This window comes from Micromonospora pallida, assembly GCF_900090325.1.
GTDB lineage: Bacteria > Actinomycetota > Actinomycetes > Mycobacteriales > Micromonosporaceae > Micromonospora > Micromonospora pallida.
This window is the reverse complement of record NZ_FMHW01000002.1, coordinates 2,330,951-2,345,897: the sequence shown is the minus strand read 5'-3', so window position 1 is coordinate 2,345,897 and position 14,947 is coordinate 2,330,951. Positions and strand designations below refer to the sequence as shown.

General features: G+C 71.0%; 11 protein-coding genes and 1 pseudogene. 9 read left to right on the top strand and 3 right to left on the bottom strand.

All coding sequences use genetic code 11. The features are described 5' to 3' along the window. Nucleotides 1-59: 59 nt before the first annotated feature. Both GA0074692_RS10175 and GA0074692_RS10170 read right to left on the bottom strand, forming a co-directional pair. A complete protein-coding gene (locus GA0074692_RS10175; RefSeq protein WP_091642325.1) occupies nucleotides 60-833 on the bottom strand; it encodes an SAM-dependent methyltransferase in 774 nt (257 codons plus the stop codon). A gap of 241 nt (nucleotides 834-1,074) precedes the next feature. Then, complete coding sequence (locus GA0074692_RS10170) at nucleotides 1,075-1,623, bottom strand: AAA family ATPase (RefSeq protein WP_091642322.1); 549 nt, start codon at nucleotides 1,621-1,623, stop codon at nucleotides 1,075-1,077. 196 nt (nucleotides 1,624-1,819) lie between these two features. Between GA0074692_RS10170 and GA0074692_RS10165 the strand changes: the two genes are divergently transcribed. The 3 genes and pseudogenes from GA0074692_RS10165 (at nucleotide 1,820) to GA0074692_RS10155 (ending at nucleotide 7,922) form a co-directional block, all read left to right on the top strand. After that, nucleotides 1,820-3,178, top strand: coding sequence for an aminotransferase class I/II-fold pyridoxal phosphate-dependent enzyme (locus tag GA0074692_RS10165; protein ID WP_091642320.1), 1,359 nt, complete (start codon nucleotides 1,820-1,822; stop codon nucleotides 3,176-3,178). A 131-nt stretch (nucleotides 3,179-3,309) separates the two neighbouring features. Further along, nucleotides 3,310-3,951: pseudogene (locus GA0074692_RS35880) on the top strand (M23 family metallopeptidase); the annotation flags it as partial. A 731-nt stretch (nucleotides 3,952-4,682) separates the two neighbouring features. Beyond that, a complete protein-coding gene (locus GA0074692_RS10155; protein ID WP_176738372.1) occupies nucleotides 4,683-7,922 on the top strand; it encodes a beta-N-acetylglucosaminidase domain-containing protein in 3,240 nt (1,079 codons plus the stop codon). 20 nt (nucleotides 7,923-7,942) lie between these two features. On the opposite strand, the gene GA0074692_RS10150 is transcribed toward GA0074692_RS10155, so the two are convergent. Next, a complete protein-coding gene (locus GA0074692_RS10150) occupies nucleotides 7,943-8,716 on the bottom strand; it encodes a GntR family transcriptional regulator (RefSeq protein ID WP_091642311.1) in 774 nt (257 codons plus the stop codon). Between the two features lie 159 nt (nucleotides 8,717-8,875). Here GA0074692_RS10150 and GA0074692_RS10145 point away from each other — a divergent pair, with 159 nt between their 5' ends. The 6 genes from GA0074692_RS10145 to GA0074692_RS10120 are packed head-to-tail and all read left to right on the top strand — an operon-like array spanning nucleotide 8,876 to nucleotide 14,860. Then, entirely contained in the window at nucleotides 8,876-10,141 is a 1,266-nt protein-coding gene (locus GA0074692_RS10145; protein WP_141725221.1) for an ABC transporter substrate-binding protein, read from the top strand. After that, a complete protein-coding gene (locus GA0074692_RS10140; RefSeq protein ID WP_245730259.1) occupies nucleotides 10,120-11,070 on the top strand; it encodes a carbohydrate ABC transporter permease in 951 nt (316 codons plus the stop codon). Before GA0074692_RS10145 ends, GA0074692_RS10140 begins: the two co-directional genes overlap by 22 nt. Then, complete coding sequence (locus GA0074692_RS10135) at nucleotides 11,067-11,963, top strand: carbohydrate ABC transporter permease (protein WP_245730258.1); 897 nt, start codon at nucleotides 11,067-11,069, stop codon at nucleotides 11,961-11,963. Before GA0074692_RS10140 ends, GA0074692_RS10135 begins: the two co-directional genes overlap by 4 nt. Next, complete coding sequence (locus GA0074692_RS10130) at nucleotides 11,960-12,895, top strand: N-acetylglucosamine kinase (protein WP_091642305.1); 936 nt, start codon at nucleotides 11,960-11,962, stop codon at nucleotides 12,893-12,895. The genes GA0074692_RS10135 and GA0074692_RS10130 overlap by 4 nt, the downstream gene beginning before the upstream one ends. Then, entirely contained in the window at nucleotides 12,892-14,118 is a 1,227-nt protein-coding gene (locus GA0074692_RS10125; RefSeq protein WP_091642302.1) for a hypothetical protein, read from the top strand. The genes GA0074692_RS10130 and GA0074692_RS10125 overlap by 4 nt, the downstream gene beginning before the upstream one ends. Further along, nucleotides 14,111-14,860 (top strand): sugar isomerase domain-containing protein, encoded by a 750-nt coding sequence (locus GA0074692_RS10120; RefSeq protein ID WP_091642299.1) that lies wholly within the window; start codon nucleotides 14,111-14,113, stop codon nucleotides 14,858-14,860. The genes GA0074692_RS10125 and GA0074692_RS10120 overlap by 8 nt, the downstream gene beginning before the upstream one ends. Nucleotides 14,861-14,947: the final 87 nt, after the last annotated feature.

Here is a 14,947-nt window from a genome sequence, read left to right as displayed (position 1 = left end):
CGGTCGCCTGCGCCGCTCGGCCTCGAGTCGACGCGTCCCGCGCGGCGCCGGGGGAATGGTCAGTACGGGATCTCGCCCTCGTCCTCGAGCGGTGCCACGCGGCCGGTCCGTCGCGCGGTCAGCCGGAACGAACCGGTGAGGTCGCCCGCCTCGGCCTCCATGAAGGTCACCATGTCCGATTCCTCCGGGTCGTCCCGGAAGCGGTCGAGGTACCGGGTGCGAATCGCGTCGCTGCCCGGCAACAGTTCGGCGAGCGTGACCTCGAGCAGACCGGTCCGGGTCAGGTGCTGGCGCCACCAGTCGATGGTGTGTGCCAGGTACCAGCTACCGTCGAGCCACTCCTGGCGCAGGGCGGGCTTGAGGTCCTCGGCGGTGGAGATCTCCCGGCTCGTGCAGGCGTCGACGATGCCGAGCAGGCCGTCGGGACGCAGGTGCCGCACCAGACTGCTGAGGAAACGCTGGTCGGTGCCGAAGTACCGGTAGGAGTCGACGGCGACGGCCGCGTCGAAGAAGTCGTGCGGCAGCGGCAGCGCCCGCACGTCCGCGCGTAGCGGTCGGACCAGTTCGCCGCAGCCGAACTCCTCGATCCGGAGTTGGTTCGCGCCGGGGTCGACGCCGAAGTCGACCGCCCATACGCGTACCCCGAACTCGCGGGCCAGGAAGATCGAGCTGAGCGCGTGGCCACAGCCGAGGTCCAGGATCCGCATCCCGGGCCGCAGTTCCATCACCTGGCTGAGCGACTCCGTGAAGTGCAGCACGTTCTCGCCCACCGAGTGCTGCTCGATCCAGTCCCGGTCGTACGAGGCGCTACGGGGGAAGAACTCGCGCGGCATGCGCGGAAACGTAACACCACGGAAGTTCCGTACGCTGTTTACAAATCGACACAGTGCCGACCCGGCCAGGCTGTGGGGTTCGGCCCCGCCGCCGACGCCCGGGCTGGCCGGGTGGGGCACCTGCGACTGTTCCTCCGGACGTCCGTCCGGTTAGGACGGTCGGTCACGTTGACCGAACGATCGGTCCCAGATCCCGGCGGCCCGGGAGGCGGCCCCGGGGGCGCTGGCGGGCGGAGCGCGGCTACTCGAGGCAGGCCAGGAGGTCGCGGTAGGTCTGCTCCACCTCGCCCACCACGCTGCGCACGATCCGGGTCGCCGGCCGGGCAGAGACCACGGCCAGCAACCGGTCGTACATCGCCGCCAGCTCGGCGGGACCGCCGTGTCGGTCGAGCATCCGCTCCGCGTCGAGGTGCGCCGGGTCGCCGGTGCTCCGGCCGCGTTCCGTGAACCGCCGAAGCGCGTTCTCCCGGGTGTCCAGCAGAGCGATCTCGTGGAAGGTGGCGTCGACCTCAGTCGCCAGCCGCTCGGCCTGTTCGATGAACTCCGTCCGACCGAGGAACTGCGGGACGATCACGTCGTGACCGGCGGCCAGGTGGGTCCGGGCCCCGGCGAGCGCGACGGCCCGGGCGAGGAGCCCGGCGGGCCCCGGATGGTCCCGCCACTGGCCGATGAGGTCCCGGACGCGGTCGACGTCGAGGTCGAGGGTGAGCGGGTGGTCGTCGGCGTACCTGCGGGCCAGCGTCGACTTGCCGCAACCCGGCGGCCCGTTGAGCACGATCAGTCGGGGCACCGGGCGAGGGTAGCGCGGGGCTGTCCGTGGGTGGCCCCGCCCCGCTGGCGGCGTGGTCACCGGTGCCGGTCGGCCGCGGCCCCGGTGGAGCGGGAGACGAGTCAGGCTCGAGAGGCTGCGGCTAGCTTGTGTCGCCCCGCCCGACCCATCTGTCCACAATGGACAGCGCTCGGGCCCGCCGTGGACTGGAGCAACGATGCTGACAGTTGACACCCTCCGTACCCTGCTCGACGACGACCTCCTGCCCAGCCGGATGCCGGACGTGGGCCTGCTGGTCGACTACCTGAGGACGGGGAGCCGGCACGGCGACCCGATCTGTCTGAGCTTCGGCGAGACCTGGAGTCAGGTGGCGCCGGGCCTGGTCGGGCACCTGACGGCCGAGCCACCGCACACCCACGGGTACCAACTCTCCCTCTACGGGTTGCCCGTCCTGCGACGGCAGGTGCGGGACGGGATCCAACGTGAGCACCGGCTTCCGGTCGACAGCGTCGCAGGCCGGGACTTCGAGGTCGCCGTCACCTGGACCGGCACCCGCTCCGCGATGTTCGACTTCGGGCGCCTGCTGCGCGACCAGGACGAGGGCGACCGCCGTACGCCGGTGGTGGTCGCGGCCGGCCCGAGCTGGGACTACCAGGGGGTGTACGAGGCGCTCGGCTACCGGGTCCGGTACCACCAGTTACGGCCGGAGCGTGGGTTCGCCCCGTCCGAGGACGATCTGGACGCGCTGCTGGCGGAGATCGACGCGCGCCCGGACGAGCGGCTGGCGCTGCTGATCGTCAACGCCCAGCACAATCCGACGGCGGTCAACTGGGCTCCGGAGTTTGTGGCGTCCTCCATCCGGAAGGCGGCCGGGCGTGGCGCCGGGATCCTCGTCGACGACGCCTACTACGCGGTGCACGACGAGGGGACGGTGCCGACCTCCGCGCTGGCGGTGCTGCTGGAGCAGTTGGCCGACCTGCCCCCGGCCGCGCGTCGCCGCTGGCTGATGGTCCGTTCGCTCGGCAAGCAGTTCCACTGCAACGGGTGGGGGATCGGGGCCATGGTCGCCGATCCGGAGACGCTGGACCTGCTGGTCAACCGGTACCGCCTCCACAACTGCCTGATGTACGGGGGCGGTTACCAGCAGGCCATGGCCCGCTGGTTGGCTGATCCCGCGAGCGGGGAGTTCCTGGCCCGGCAGCGGGTGACCTACCAGCAGCGGCGGGCGCTGATCGGCGAGTTCCTCACCGGCCGGCTGGGTTACCCGGCCGGCGCGGTCCACCTCGGCGAGTGCAGCTCGTACCTGATGCTGGCGGTGCCCCGGGAGTACGCCCCGATCCCGGACGGCGTGGAGCGGTTCCGGCGGGACTGCTTCGCGGCCACCGGCGTGCTGCTGGCGCCCGCCTGGCCGTGGCCCTACCCGGCGTCCATCGACACGCCCCTGCCCTACCTGCGCATGTTCATCGGGCCGAAGACGGAGTTGATCCAGGCGGCGCTGGCCCGGCTGGAGGCCGCCGGTTTCCACTACGACATGCCGGTCCACCGGGCGGAGGCACGGTCGGTGCTGACCGGGTAGGCAGTCTCGCTGCTTATTTACATTGATCGATATCGTGCCTACGATCTCGGTACTGCGTGCGCATCGACAGAGTTCTATCACCGGCCCCTCAAGGATGAACTGTGCGATCAATCAGATCTGTCGTCACGCTCGTGGCCGCGCTCGCCACCGCGCTGACCGCCATCCTCTTCGTCGCCGCACCCGCCCAGGCGGCCCCGAACTTCAAGGCGCCCTATCCCTGCGGCCAGCGGTGGACGTACAGCCACCACAGCGCCGAGGTGCGCCTGGCCCTCGACTTCGTCCGTGCCGACGGGGGCGGCACCGCCGGCACCCCCGTGCTCGCCTCCGCCCCCGGCACCGCTACCCGCCACTACCAGTCCGGCGGCGCCGGCAACTACATCGTCATCGACCACGGCGGCGGCTGGAAGACCTACTACTTCCACCTCGCCGCGTACTCCGTCGGCAGCGGCGTGTGGGTGAACACGGGGCAGCAGATCGGCACCACCGGCAGCACCGGCAACTCCTCCGGCGCGCACATCCACTACGAGCAGCTCTACAACGGCGTCGGCCAGACCATCCGGATCAACGGAGCCTCGCTCGCGCCGTACCCCGGCTCGTACCACCAGAAGTACCTGACCAGCGACAACGGGTGCGGTGGCGGTGGCGGCACCGCGTTCTGGACCTGGGGTTCCGGTGTTCGGATCCGCAGCGACGCGTACCTCTCCTCCCCGACCGTGGGCACCCTGGCTGGGCCCACCCTGGTCTACGTGCTGTGCCAGAAGCAGGGTGACTGGGTCTCCGCCGAGGGCTACACCAACAACTGGTGGTCGAAGCTGCGGGACCAGAACGGCTTCATCACCAACATCTACATCGACCACCCGGCGTCACAACTACCGGGCGTCCCCGTCTGTTAGTCACCCCCAGGTTCGTGCTCCCGGCCATTTGGCCTCGGACACGAACTGGACACCCACGGTCCGCGCCGGAATTCCGGCGCGGACCGTGTGCTGTCCGGGGCTCCCCGTGCGCGGCGCGAAGACCGCCGTGAAGGTCACCGCAGGCAGCGGGCCATGCGCGGTGCGTCAGGGTGAGGACAGGCATAGACCAGTATTTCAGGCCGGGTGGTTGATCCCCATGAACCCACTTGAGCAGGGAAAATCGGGGGCGGTCGGGGCTCGGCGTGGGTGCGGCAGGCGGCTCGGTGATCATCGGTTTCGTCGGTGTGGTCTTGACGTATCCAGGCACGGGAGGGATTCTCGTTACTGGCATAGACCAATACTCAGAACCCCGCCAGGCCCCCGGGCCTCGATGGCCGATCCCCGCTCCCGCTGACCCGACCGGATTGGCGGATCTTGCGTAGGTCAGCCATCTGCGGTGGCCACACCACCGCGCTCCGCGCCGGCACCCCACCGGCAGAAGACACTGATTTGGACCGGCAAGTGGAGGTCGCGTGTTACTGGCACGCTCTTTTCGCGGTGGTCGTCACCGCGCTGTCACATTCGCCGTATCGGCCACGCTCGTCGTAGGTGTGCTGAGCCCGCTGCCGGCCGGTGCCGAGCGACCGGCCCCTGCCGGCGCGGCGCGGATCCTTCCGGTGCCGCAGCAGATCGACCCGCGCCCGGGAACCGTGCTGCTGCCCGGTGCCGTCGACGTGGTAGCGGGCGAGGCCGCCGACCCGGCGGCGCGGACGTCACTGGTGGAACTGCTCTCCGAGCACGGCGTCACCGCCCGGGTCGTCCCCGACAGCGACCTGTCGGCCCGCGGCCCGATCATTGTTCTGGGTGGGCCGGGGGAGACGTCGGCAAGCGCGGACGCGCTGCGTGCCCTCGGCGTCACCGGACCGGAGGCACTGCCCGGTGAGGGGTACGTGCTGGCGGCCGGTCGCGACGGAAGCGACCGGCAGCGGATCGTGCTGTCCGGGAAGGATGGCGCCGGCACGTTCTACGCCGTCCAGTCGCTGCGTCAACTGCTCGAACGGAAGGGTTCCCGGGTCGCCGTCGACGGCGTACAGATCCGCGACTGGCCGGGGTACAAGATCCGTGGTGGCATGGAGTCCTTCTACGGGGCGGTCTGGTCGCAGGAGGACCGGCGCTCGCAGATCGAGTTCCTGGCCCGGCACAAGATGAACCAGTTCTTCTACGGGCCGGCGGACGACCTGCGCACCGGGTCGAACTGGGACTCGCTGTACGACGCGGCGGAGCTGGCCCGGTTGAAGGAGATCCTCGACCTGGCGAAGGCGCGCCACGTCGACTTCGTGTACCGGATCTCACCGGAGGCGCCGATGGCGCCCAGCAAGGGGATCTGCCACGTACGCGACACGGACCGGGCCAAGCTGCTCGCCCGCTTCGAGCAGATGTGGGAGATCGGCGTCCGGAGCTACGTCATCGCCTGGGACGATGTGTCGGGCAACTTCGCCTGTCAGGAGGACCGGGACGCCTACGGAGGCGACTCGTCGCCGCTCGCGGTGGCCCAGGCCGAGGTCACCAACTTCGTGCAGAAGGAGTTCATCGAGAAGCGCCCCGGGGCCAGTCGCATGGTCACCGTGCCGACGGAGTACTGGGGCATGACGAAGACGGCGTACACCAACCGCTTCGACGAGCTGCTGAGCACCGACGTCGACCTCTACTGGACGGGTCCGGCCGTGGTCCCGGCGAGCATCACCGAGGAGGACCTCCGGGCCGCTCAGGACGTGTGGTCACGGCACCGGATCATGCTCTGGGACAACTACCCGGTCAACGACTACAGCCCCAACCGGCTGCTGGTGGGCCCCCTCCAGAACCGCGACGCCGGCATGGCGGACAAGGTCATCGGTATCTCCTTCAACGGGCTCGTCACCTTCCAGGAGGCCTCGCAGATCCCGCTCGGCACCCAGGCCGACTACGCCTGGAACCCGGGGGCCTACGACGCGGACCGCTCGTGGACGCGTACGTTGCAGACGCTCGGCGGCGACGCGTACGACGAACTGCGGCTCTTCGCCGACAACAACCGGGCCAGCGTCCTCGACCAGACCGCGCGGCCGGAGTTCGCCACGCTCATCAACAAGCTCATCGCCGACTACCGGGCGGGCCGACCGGTGACCGCCCAGCTCGACCGGGTCGACAACGAGCTGCGCCGCCTCGAGGAACTTCCCGCCGCGCTCCGGGCGAAGCTCGACAACCCGCTCCTGCTCCAGCAGATCGGGCCCTGGCTGGACCGGGTCGGTGTGACCGGCCAGGCAGGCCGGGCGGCCGTCCGCATCCTCCGGGCCCAGGACAAGGGCGCCAGCGAAGCCGCCTGGCTGGCCCGGCGCGACCAGGCCGCCGCCCGTGGCATCCTCGACCGCACGTGGCACCAGATCAGTCCCGGGCCGGTCGACGACCTGCTCAGCTTCGCGGCGGCCCAGAACGACGCGTACGTCGGCGACCGCTGGTTCGGCGACCTCGGTGCCCCCACCGGTGCGCCGGCCGCCGCTGCCGGGTCCGGGCTGGGTCTGCTGACCGACCGGCGTGACGACACGGCGTACGTCGCCGCCGGCGCGCCACAGGCCGGGGACGCCATCACGGTCCCGATCACCAAGCCGCACCGGCTGTCGGCGGTGACGGTGGTACAGGACGCGACCACCCCGGCGGACGGCGTGATCCAGGCACTCGTCGACGGCAACTGGGTGGACCTCGGGCCGCTCGCCGAGGGGTTCACCAAGGTGCCCGCCAAGGACCTGGCGGCCAGCGCGGTACGGATCCAGTGGACGCCCGGCAGCGTCGCGCCGCGCGTGTACGAGATCGTCCCGCACTACGCCGACGTGCTCCGTGGTCGGATCTCGCTCGAGCCGTCGGGCGCGCTCATCGCCCCCGGGAAGACCAAGCAGTTCCAGGTCGCGCTCGAGGTGTTCGCCGAGGACGAGGTGAGTGGCCGGGTCACCGCCAGCGGCCCGGACGGCTGGACCATCACCCCGGTGACGCAGGTGCTCCGCGCCCGACCGGACGGGCGGACCATCGTCACGAGCGTGCCGGTCGCCGTCACCGTCCCGGCCGACGCCGCGGAGGACCGGCACCAGGTGACGGTGACGTTCCAGAAGGACGGGGCGGCGCCGGTGAGCCTGTCGTTGCCGATCATCGTGGGCGACGGCAGCTATCCGGAGTTCGTGACCGGGGCCGACCCGGCCGGCTACTGGAGGCTGGGCGACGCGGCGGGTTCCCGGACCGCCGTCGACAGTTCCACCAGCGGTCGAAACGGTACCTACCTGGGCGCCGAGCCGGGTGTCGAGGGTGTGCTCGCCGGCAACGGCGCGGCCGACCTCAAGGACGGCTACGTCGACGTGCCCCGGGGCCCGCGGACCAACCTGACCGGACCGTTCACGTTGGAGGCGTGGGTCAAGCTCGACCTGATCGTGCCCACGCCCGGGCAGGCGATCATCGAGAGCTACCACACGCCGGCGACCAACGGGTACGTCCTGCGGGCGGACAACGGTGTCGTGCAGGCGTGGACGCTCGGCGCTCCCGGCCAGGGACACGGCGTGGTGTCTGGTCGTACCCGGATGACGCCGGACCGGTGGCACCACGTCGCCGCCGTGTTCGACGGGTCGCGACTGACCGTGTACCTCGACGGCGTGGCGGACAACAGCGTCGCGACGACGGTCGCCCCGGGCAGCGGCACGGCGAGCGTCAAGCTCGGTGGCCGTGGGGACGACACCTTCCAGCGGCTCCAGGGTGACCTCGACGAGGCGGCGATCTACGATCGCGCGCTGACAGCGGCGGAGATCCAGAAGCACTACTTCGCCGGACTGCGGTAGCCGTACCAGCCGGATGCGCGTCAGCCGCCCTGAGGCGGGGGGCTGACGTGCATCTGGATGGCGTACCGATCTCCCCGGTAGAGCGACCGCCCGTACTCCACGACCTTGCCCATGTTGTCGACGGAGATGCGCTCGATCAGGAAGGCCGGGGTGTCCTCGGTGACCTCGAGTCGCTTCGCCTCGGTGGCGGTCAACCGCGCGATGGTGACGATCTGCCGGGCGGACTCGAGCCGCACCCCGAAGGCGCGGCCCAGGACCTCGTAGAGCGAGTCGTCGCGTCCCAGCACGTCGAGCAGGGTGGGGAAGCGCGCGGCGGCGAGGTTGGTCCGTTCCAGGGCCATCGGGATCCCGTCGGCGGTACGGATCCGCTCGATGTAGTGGGTCGGCTCGCCGGGCGCGATGTCGAGGTTGGCGGCGACGGTGCGGGTGGCCGGGCGGGTACGGCCACGGTAGCTCTTGGCGCCCGGCGTCATGCCGCGCATCCGCATGTCCTCGCTGAAGGAGCGGAAGATCTCCGAGTGGGTCAGGGTCGGGTGCTGCACGAAGGTGCCGCGTCCGGGCACCCGCCGCACCATCCCCTTGCTCTCCAGCGCGTCGATGGCGCCCCGGACGGTCATCCGGGCCACCGCGAACCGCTCGGCGAGGACCCGTTCGGAGGGGAGCAGCGCACCGTCTCGTGAGTCCAGGACCAGGGCGGTGAGCACGTCGGTGATGTGCTTGCCCTTGCCGCGGTTCTGCTCCGCCAGCAACGATTCGAGCGCTCCGTCGCTCGGCTCGTGTCGCGTCCTTGGCACGACCCCGTTCTCCCTTCCCCGCTGTTGACGCCATCGTACGGGCAGTTCGTCTCACCTCGGGGGAGGCCGAGCCACCCGTTGACCGCCGGTCTATACCAGTATTACAGTCGAGCTCCCCGACGCTCTGACGGGGTGGTCGCGACGACGATCGGAGACGTGATGACCAGGAAGTATGGTGTGTGGGGAGCGGCGGCGATGCTCACCGTCACCCTCGCCGGATGCGCACCCAGCAGCGGGGACGGCGACGACGCCGTCAACCTGAAGGTCTGGGGATGGCGGCAGGAGGACGTCGCCGCGTACAACAAGATCTTCCAGATCTACGAGGACGCCAACCCCGGCGTGACAGTCGAGTACGTCCCCTACAAGAACACCGAGTACGACACGATCCTCAAGACCGGGCTGACCGACGACAACGGCCCCGACGTAGCGCAGTTGCGCTCCTACGGTCTGCTCCAGCCGCTGGTCGCCGCCGGTGGCCTGGTCCCCCTCGACGACGTCAAGGAGTTGGGCGGCTTCCCGGAGCCGGTCCTCGACGGCGCCCGGGGCGAGAGTGACGAGAAGGTCTACGGCGTCCCGTTCGCCCTCCAGACCCTGCACGTGATCTACAACCAGAAGCTCTTCGCGGACAACGGCATCACCGCCCCCACCACCTGGGCGGACATGATCGCGGCGTTCGACAAGCTCAAGGCCGCCAAGGTCATCCCGCTGGCGAGCACGGTCACCGACACCTGGATGCTGCCGATCCAGCACGAGATCTTCGGGGCCACCACGTACGGCGGGCACGACTACCTCGACAAGATGCTCACCGGCGGGGCGAAGTTCACCGACGCGCCCTGGGTGACGTCGCTCGAAACCTGGAAGAGCACCGACAAGTACTGGGCGCCGCAGTCGTCCGGGATGAGCTACGCCGACGCGCAGGCGCTCTTCACCTCCGGCCGGGCCGCGATGTTCCCCGGCGGCATCTGGGAGCTCGCCGTGTTCCAGAAGGCCAACCCCGACCTGAAGATGGGCATCTTCAACGTGCCGCCCGCCCCCGGCGCGCCGGTCGACAAGACCCTCGTCCCCGGCTACGTCGACGGGTCCTTCGGGGTCTCGGCGAAGTCCGCCAAGCGCGAGGCGGCGCTGGACCTGGTGCGGTGGATGGCGTCGGAGGAGTTCGGCCGGGCGTACTCCGACGAACTGCGGCAGATCTCGGCGGTGCCCGGCGTCCAGCCCAAGGACGAGCTCCTGGCCCAGGCGCTGAAGGCGTACCAGGAGAACCCGAGCCCGTACGTCACCTACGCGTACTTCTCCGGTGGCACGCCCACGGCGTGGGACCTCGCCTCGGCGGCGTTCTCCGACTACCTGCTCGGTCGACGCACCGCCGCCGACGCGGCCGGACACATCCAGCGAGGGGTCGACCAGTGGTTCCGGCCCAAGAACTGACCGTCCGTCCCGCCCGGCGGCGACGCCGCCAGGCGGGACGGACCGCGCCGGGGTGGATCGCGGCGTTCTGCCTGCCGGCCTTCACCCTCTACGGCCTTTTCCTCGTGGTGCCCCTGCTCACCGCCTTCTACTACGGGTTCTTCCGCTGGGAGGGCACCCGCCAGGGGGAGTTCGCCGGGTTCGGCAACTACCAGGAGATCCTCACCCGCTATCCGCTCAGCGACCAGATCTCCGCCGCGCTCGGACACAACGTGCTCTTCTTCGTCGGCACCATGGCCATCCAGAACACCGTCGGGTTGGGCCTGGCCGTGCTCCTGCACCGCAGTCCCCGGGGCAAGCGGTTGTTCCAGACCCTCTTCTCGCTTCCCTACCTGATCAGCCCGCTGATCGTCGGCTACATCTGGTCGCTCCTGCTCAGCCCCACCTTCGGCCCGATCAACGTCGTGCTCAGAGGGGTCGGCCTGGATTCGTGGGCGCGTCCGTGGCTCGGTGAGCCGGACACCGCACTGCCGGTGCTGATCCTGGTCAACGCCTGGCAGTGGGTCGGCGGTCCGATGCTCATCTTCGGCGCCGCCCTGGCCGGTGTCCCGCGCGAGCTGGAGGAGGCGGCCGCCATGGACGGCGCGTCGGCCACCCGGACCTTCTGGAGCGTCCGCTTCCCCCTGCTGATGCCGGCGGTCGGGGTGATCACCGTGCTGACCTTCATCGGCTGCTTCAACATCTTCGACCTCGTCTACGCGCTGGGCGGATCCGACGGCGGACCCGGCGGCGCCATGGACGTGCTGGGCCTCCTCTACTACCGGACCGCCTTCCAGGGCGGCAGCAACGCGATCGGAGAGTCCTCGGCGTTGGCCATGCTCATCTTCGTGCTCATCTTCGGGGTCTCCGTCGCCCTGGAGCGGGTGCTCCGCCGCCGGGAGGTCACGTGAGTGCCCTGCTGACCACCCCTCGCCCCACCTCGGCGGCCACCGGCGGCTCCCCGCGTCCGGGCGTCGCCCGCCCCCGGTCGCTGGCCCGTGGCATCGGCGTCCAGGTCGTGCTCTGGGCGTACGCGGGAGTCGCCTTCGGCCCGCTGCTGCTGGTGCTGATCGGTTCGTTCCGGTCCAACGCGGATATCCTCCGCGCGCCCGTCGGGCTGCCCAGCTCGTTCGACGTCAGCAACTACACCCGCGCCTGGGAGACCGCGTCGATCTCGACGTACTTCCTCAACTCGCTGGCGGTCACGGCCGCCTCGGTGGTGCTGTGCGTCGGCGTGTCGGCGCTGGCCGCCTACGCCCTGGCCCGGTGGCGGTTCCGGGGACGCGCCCTGCTGGCGGCGTTCTTCCTGTCGGGCCTGATGATCCCGGCGAAGCTCGGCCTGCTGCCGGTGTTCTACATGTTCCAGTCGATGAACCTGATCGACAGCCGGATCGGGCTGGTGCTGCTCTACGCGGCGAGCGGCGTCCCGTTCTCCGTCTTCGTGATCATGGGCTTCATGCGGGGACTCCCCGGGGAACTGGAGGAGGCCGCGCGGATCGACGGCGCGCACGAGGGACGCCTGTTCGTGTCGATCGTGCTGCCCCTGATGCGTCCGGCGCTCGCGGTGGTGACCGTCTTCCAGTTCGCGCCGACCTGGAACGACTTCTTCTATCCGCTGGTGCTGCTGCGCAGCAGCGAGAAGTACACCATCCCCGTCGGGCTGACCCGGTTCTTCGGCGAGTTCGCCGCCGACCGCGGCACCCTGTTCGCCGGACTCGTGATCGCGCTGGTCCCGCTGGCCGTGGTGTTCGCGCTGGCCACCAGGCAGATCGTCGCGGGCCTGACCGCCGGGATGTCGAAATGACCAATACGATCACCATCGACGGCGGGAAGTCGCAGCTCAGGATGCTGCTGCGCACGCCTGCGGGCCGTCAGCTCGGGGTCGGGCCCGGCTTCTCCTACCGGCCCCACGAGGACGGCGTCGAGCGGATCATGGCCGCGGTCCGCGACGCCGCGGCCACCATCTCCCGTCCCGAGCGGGTGGCCGGTGTGGTCGCCGGTCTGACCGGCGTACCGGGCGAGAACGCCGAGCGTCGACGTCTCGCCCGTGCCCTCACCGGGCTCCTCGGCGGTCCGGCCGTGGTCGTGGAGGACAGCCTCCTCGCCCACGCCGGCGCCCTCGGCGGTGCCGGTGTGGTCCTGTGCGTCGGCACCGGGACGACGGTCCTGGCGGTGGCCGCCGACGGCACCCACGCCCGGCTGGACGGGTGGGGTCCACATCTCGGCGACCGGGGCAGCGCGTACGCCATCGGGCTGGCCGGGATGCGTGCCGCCACCGCCGCGCACGACCGGGTCGGGCCGGAAACCGTGCTGGTCGACCGCCTCGTCGCGGCGCTCGGTGGCAGTGACCTGGCCGCGCTCCAGCGCTACTACCGGGACCCGGAGCTGGTTCCCCGGACCGCGTCCTTCGCCCGCGACGTCCTCGACGCCGCCGACCGGGCCGACCCGGTCGCCAGCCGGATCTGCGCCGGGGCGGCGACCGATCTCGCGGACGCGGCGCAGGCGGCGACCGCGCGACTACACCTCGACGGGACGGAGCGCCGGGTGTCGTACAGCGGGCGGCTCCTGGCCCCGGGAAACGTCCTGCACCGGGCGCTGTCGGCGGAACTCGCCGCCCGGGGGCTGCCGCTGGTCGCTCCCCGGGCGGAGCCGCTCGACGGCGGGCCCACGCTGCTGGACGGCACCGGGCCCTACGCCCGCCTGCTGGCACACCAGGATCCGGGCGGTGCCGCATGAGGGTCGGACACGGGACGGCGCACCTCGCGGTCGTGCCCGGCGAACCGATGGGTGGATACGTCGACCGCTCCGAGGGAGTTCAGGACGTCCTCGACCCGCTCGAGGTGCACGTGGTGACCGTCGCCGACGACGATCACCGGTTCGCGCTGGTGGTCGTGGACCTGATCTGTGTGAACGCCGATATCGTCGAGCGGATCCGGGCCGCCGTGCGGGGCGTCGGCGTGTCGTCCTGCTGGGTCGCGGCCACGCACACCCACGCGAGCCCCGAGGCGGGTTGCGCCCCCGGCGGCGGGGCCACCCCACAGCACCTCGGCGACCGCCTCGTGGCCGCGTCGCTCGCGGCCGCGCGCCGGGCCGTGGCGACCGAGCGCCCAGCCCGGCTCGCCGCCACCCGCAGCCTGGTCTCCGGGCTCGCGGGTCGCCGCAACGTCGTGGACTCGCCACCGATGGACATCCCCGTCGACACGATCGCGGTCACCGTGGGCACCGACGTGGTCGGCCTGATCGTGGTCTCCCCGGTCCACCCGACCATCCTCCCCGCCGCCAACAACCACGTCAGCGCGGACCTGACCGGGGGGATCCGTCGCGCGTTGTCCGCGCCCGACCGGTGGGTGGTCGTCGCCACCGGTGCCGCCGGCGACATCAGTACCCGGCACACCCGTCAGGGCCACGGCCCGCCCGAGGTGGGCCGGCTGGGCGCCCTGGTGGCCGACCGGTTCGTGCCCCCGCCGTCACCCGTCGAGGACCGTCCGGCGGCCCCGGTGCGTCCGCCGGTCTCGCGGTGCGTGCGACTGCGGCCCAAACAGCCGGCGGAACTCGACGCGTCCGCGCGCCCGATTCCCGAGGTCCGGGACGGGCGCATCCGCCAGGTCCTACACCAGGGGCTGCGGATCGCGCGGGAACAGGCCGCCCGCCAGCGCAGCGAACCGTACGAGGTCGAGGTAGCGGCGGTCGACCTCGACGGCGTCACGCTCGTCGGCGTGCCCGGCGAACTGTTCCTGGAGCTGGGGGAGGCGATCCGCGCCACGGCGGGCGACGTCGTGGTCCTCGGCTACACGAACGGCTACCTCGGCTACCTGCCCGCCCGCGACACCCCACCCTGCTACGAAACCTTCGCCAGCCCGGTCAGCGCCGGCAGCGGCGAGATCGTCGTCGAAACCGCCGTCGAAGTGGCCCTCGAGGCTGCCCGCGACCGTGACCGTTCCAGGAGGAACAGTGTCTGAACCCGCCTACGCCGCCATCGCCCGGACCGCGCTCGACCAGGTCCTCGCCACCCAGCTCGCGGCCATCGAGTCGGCGGCCACGCTCGTCGCCGACGCGATCGCCGCCGGGGGTGTGTTGCAGGCCTTCGGGACCGGCCACTCGCGGATCGTCACCCTCGAACTCGCGGCGCGGGCCGGTGGCCTCGCCCCCGTCGGCATGCTGGCGGTCAAGGACCTCGTGATGTTCGGCGGCGCCGACCCGAAGCCGATCCTCGACCCGACGTACGAGCGTGAGTCCGGTCTGGCCGAGCGGATCTACAAGCTCGCCGCGCCCGCCGCGCACGACCCGTTCCTGATCGTGTCCAACTCCGGCATCAACGCCGCCGTGGTCGAGATGGCGACGCTGGCCCGGGACCGGGGGCACCCGATCATCGCCGTCACCTCGCTCACCCACACCCGCTCCGCCGGAGCACGTACGACCCGGGGCCAGCACCTGGCCGACCTGGCGGATGTGGTGATCGACAACCTCGCCCCCGCCGGGGACGCGGCACTGGAGATCAGCCCGGGAGTTCGGATCGGGGCGGTGTCGTCGCTCACCGGGGTGTTCATCGCCCAGATGCTCACCGAGCTGGTCTGCCGTCGGCTCCTGGACCGGGGCCTCGACCTGCCGGTCTACATCTCGGCGAACCTGGCCCAGGGCGACGCGCACAACGAGGCCCTCCAGGAGCGGTACGGCGAGCGGGTCCGCCCGATCGAACCGTGACCCACCCGGCGGCGGCACAGTGGAGCCAGGGATTCGACCAGGTCGGCATATTTGGGGCCTTATGCCCCGGAATTGACCTTACGATGA

Excerpts from the sequence above, each read along its gene's own strand:
- GA0074692_RS10175 (WP_091642325.1), bottom strand. The coding sequence starts at position 833 with ATGCCGCGCGAGTTCTTCCCCCGTAGCGCCTCGTACGACCGGGACTGG.
- GA0074692_RS10125 (WP_091642302.1), top strand. The coding sequence starts at position 12,892 with ATGAGGGTCGGACACGGGACGGCGCACCTCGCGGTCGTGCCCGGCGAA.
- GA0074692_RS10145 (WP_141725221.1), top strand. The coding sequence starts at position 8,876 with ATGACCAGGAAGTATGGTGTGTGGGGAGCGGCGGCGATGCTCACCGTC.
- GA0074692_RS10130 (WP_091642305.1), top strand. The coding sequence starts at position 11,960 with ATGACCAATACGATCACCATCGACGGCGGGAAGTCGCAGCTCAGGATG.
- GA0074692_RS10165 (WP_091642320.1), top strand. The coding sequence starts at position 1,820 with ATGCTGACAGTTGACACCCTCCGTACCCTGCTCGACGACGACCTCCTG.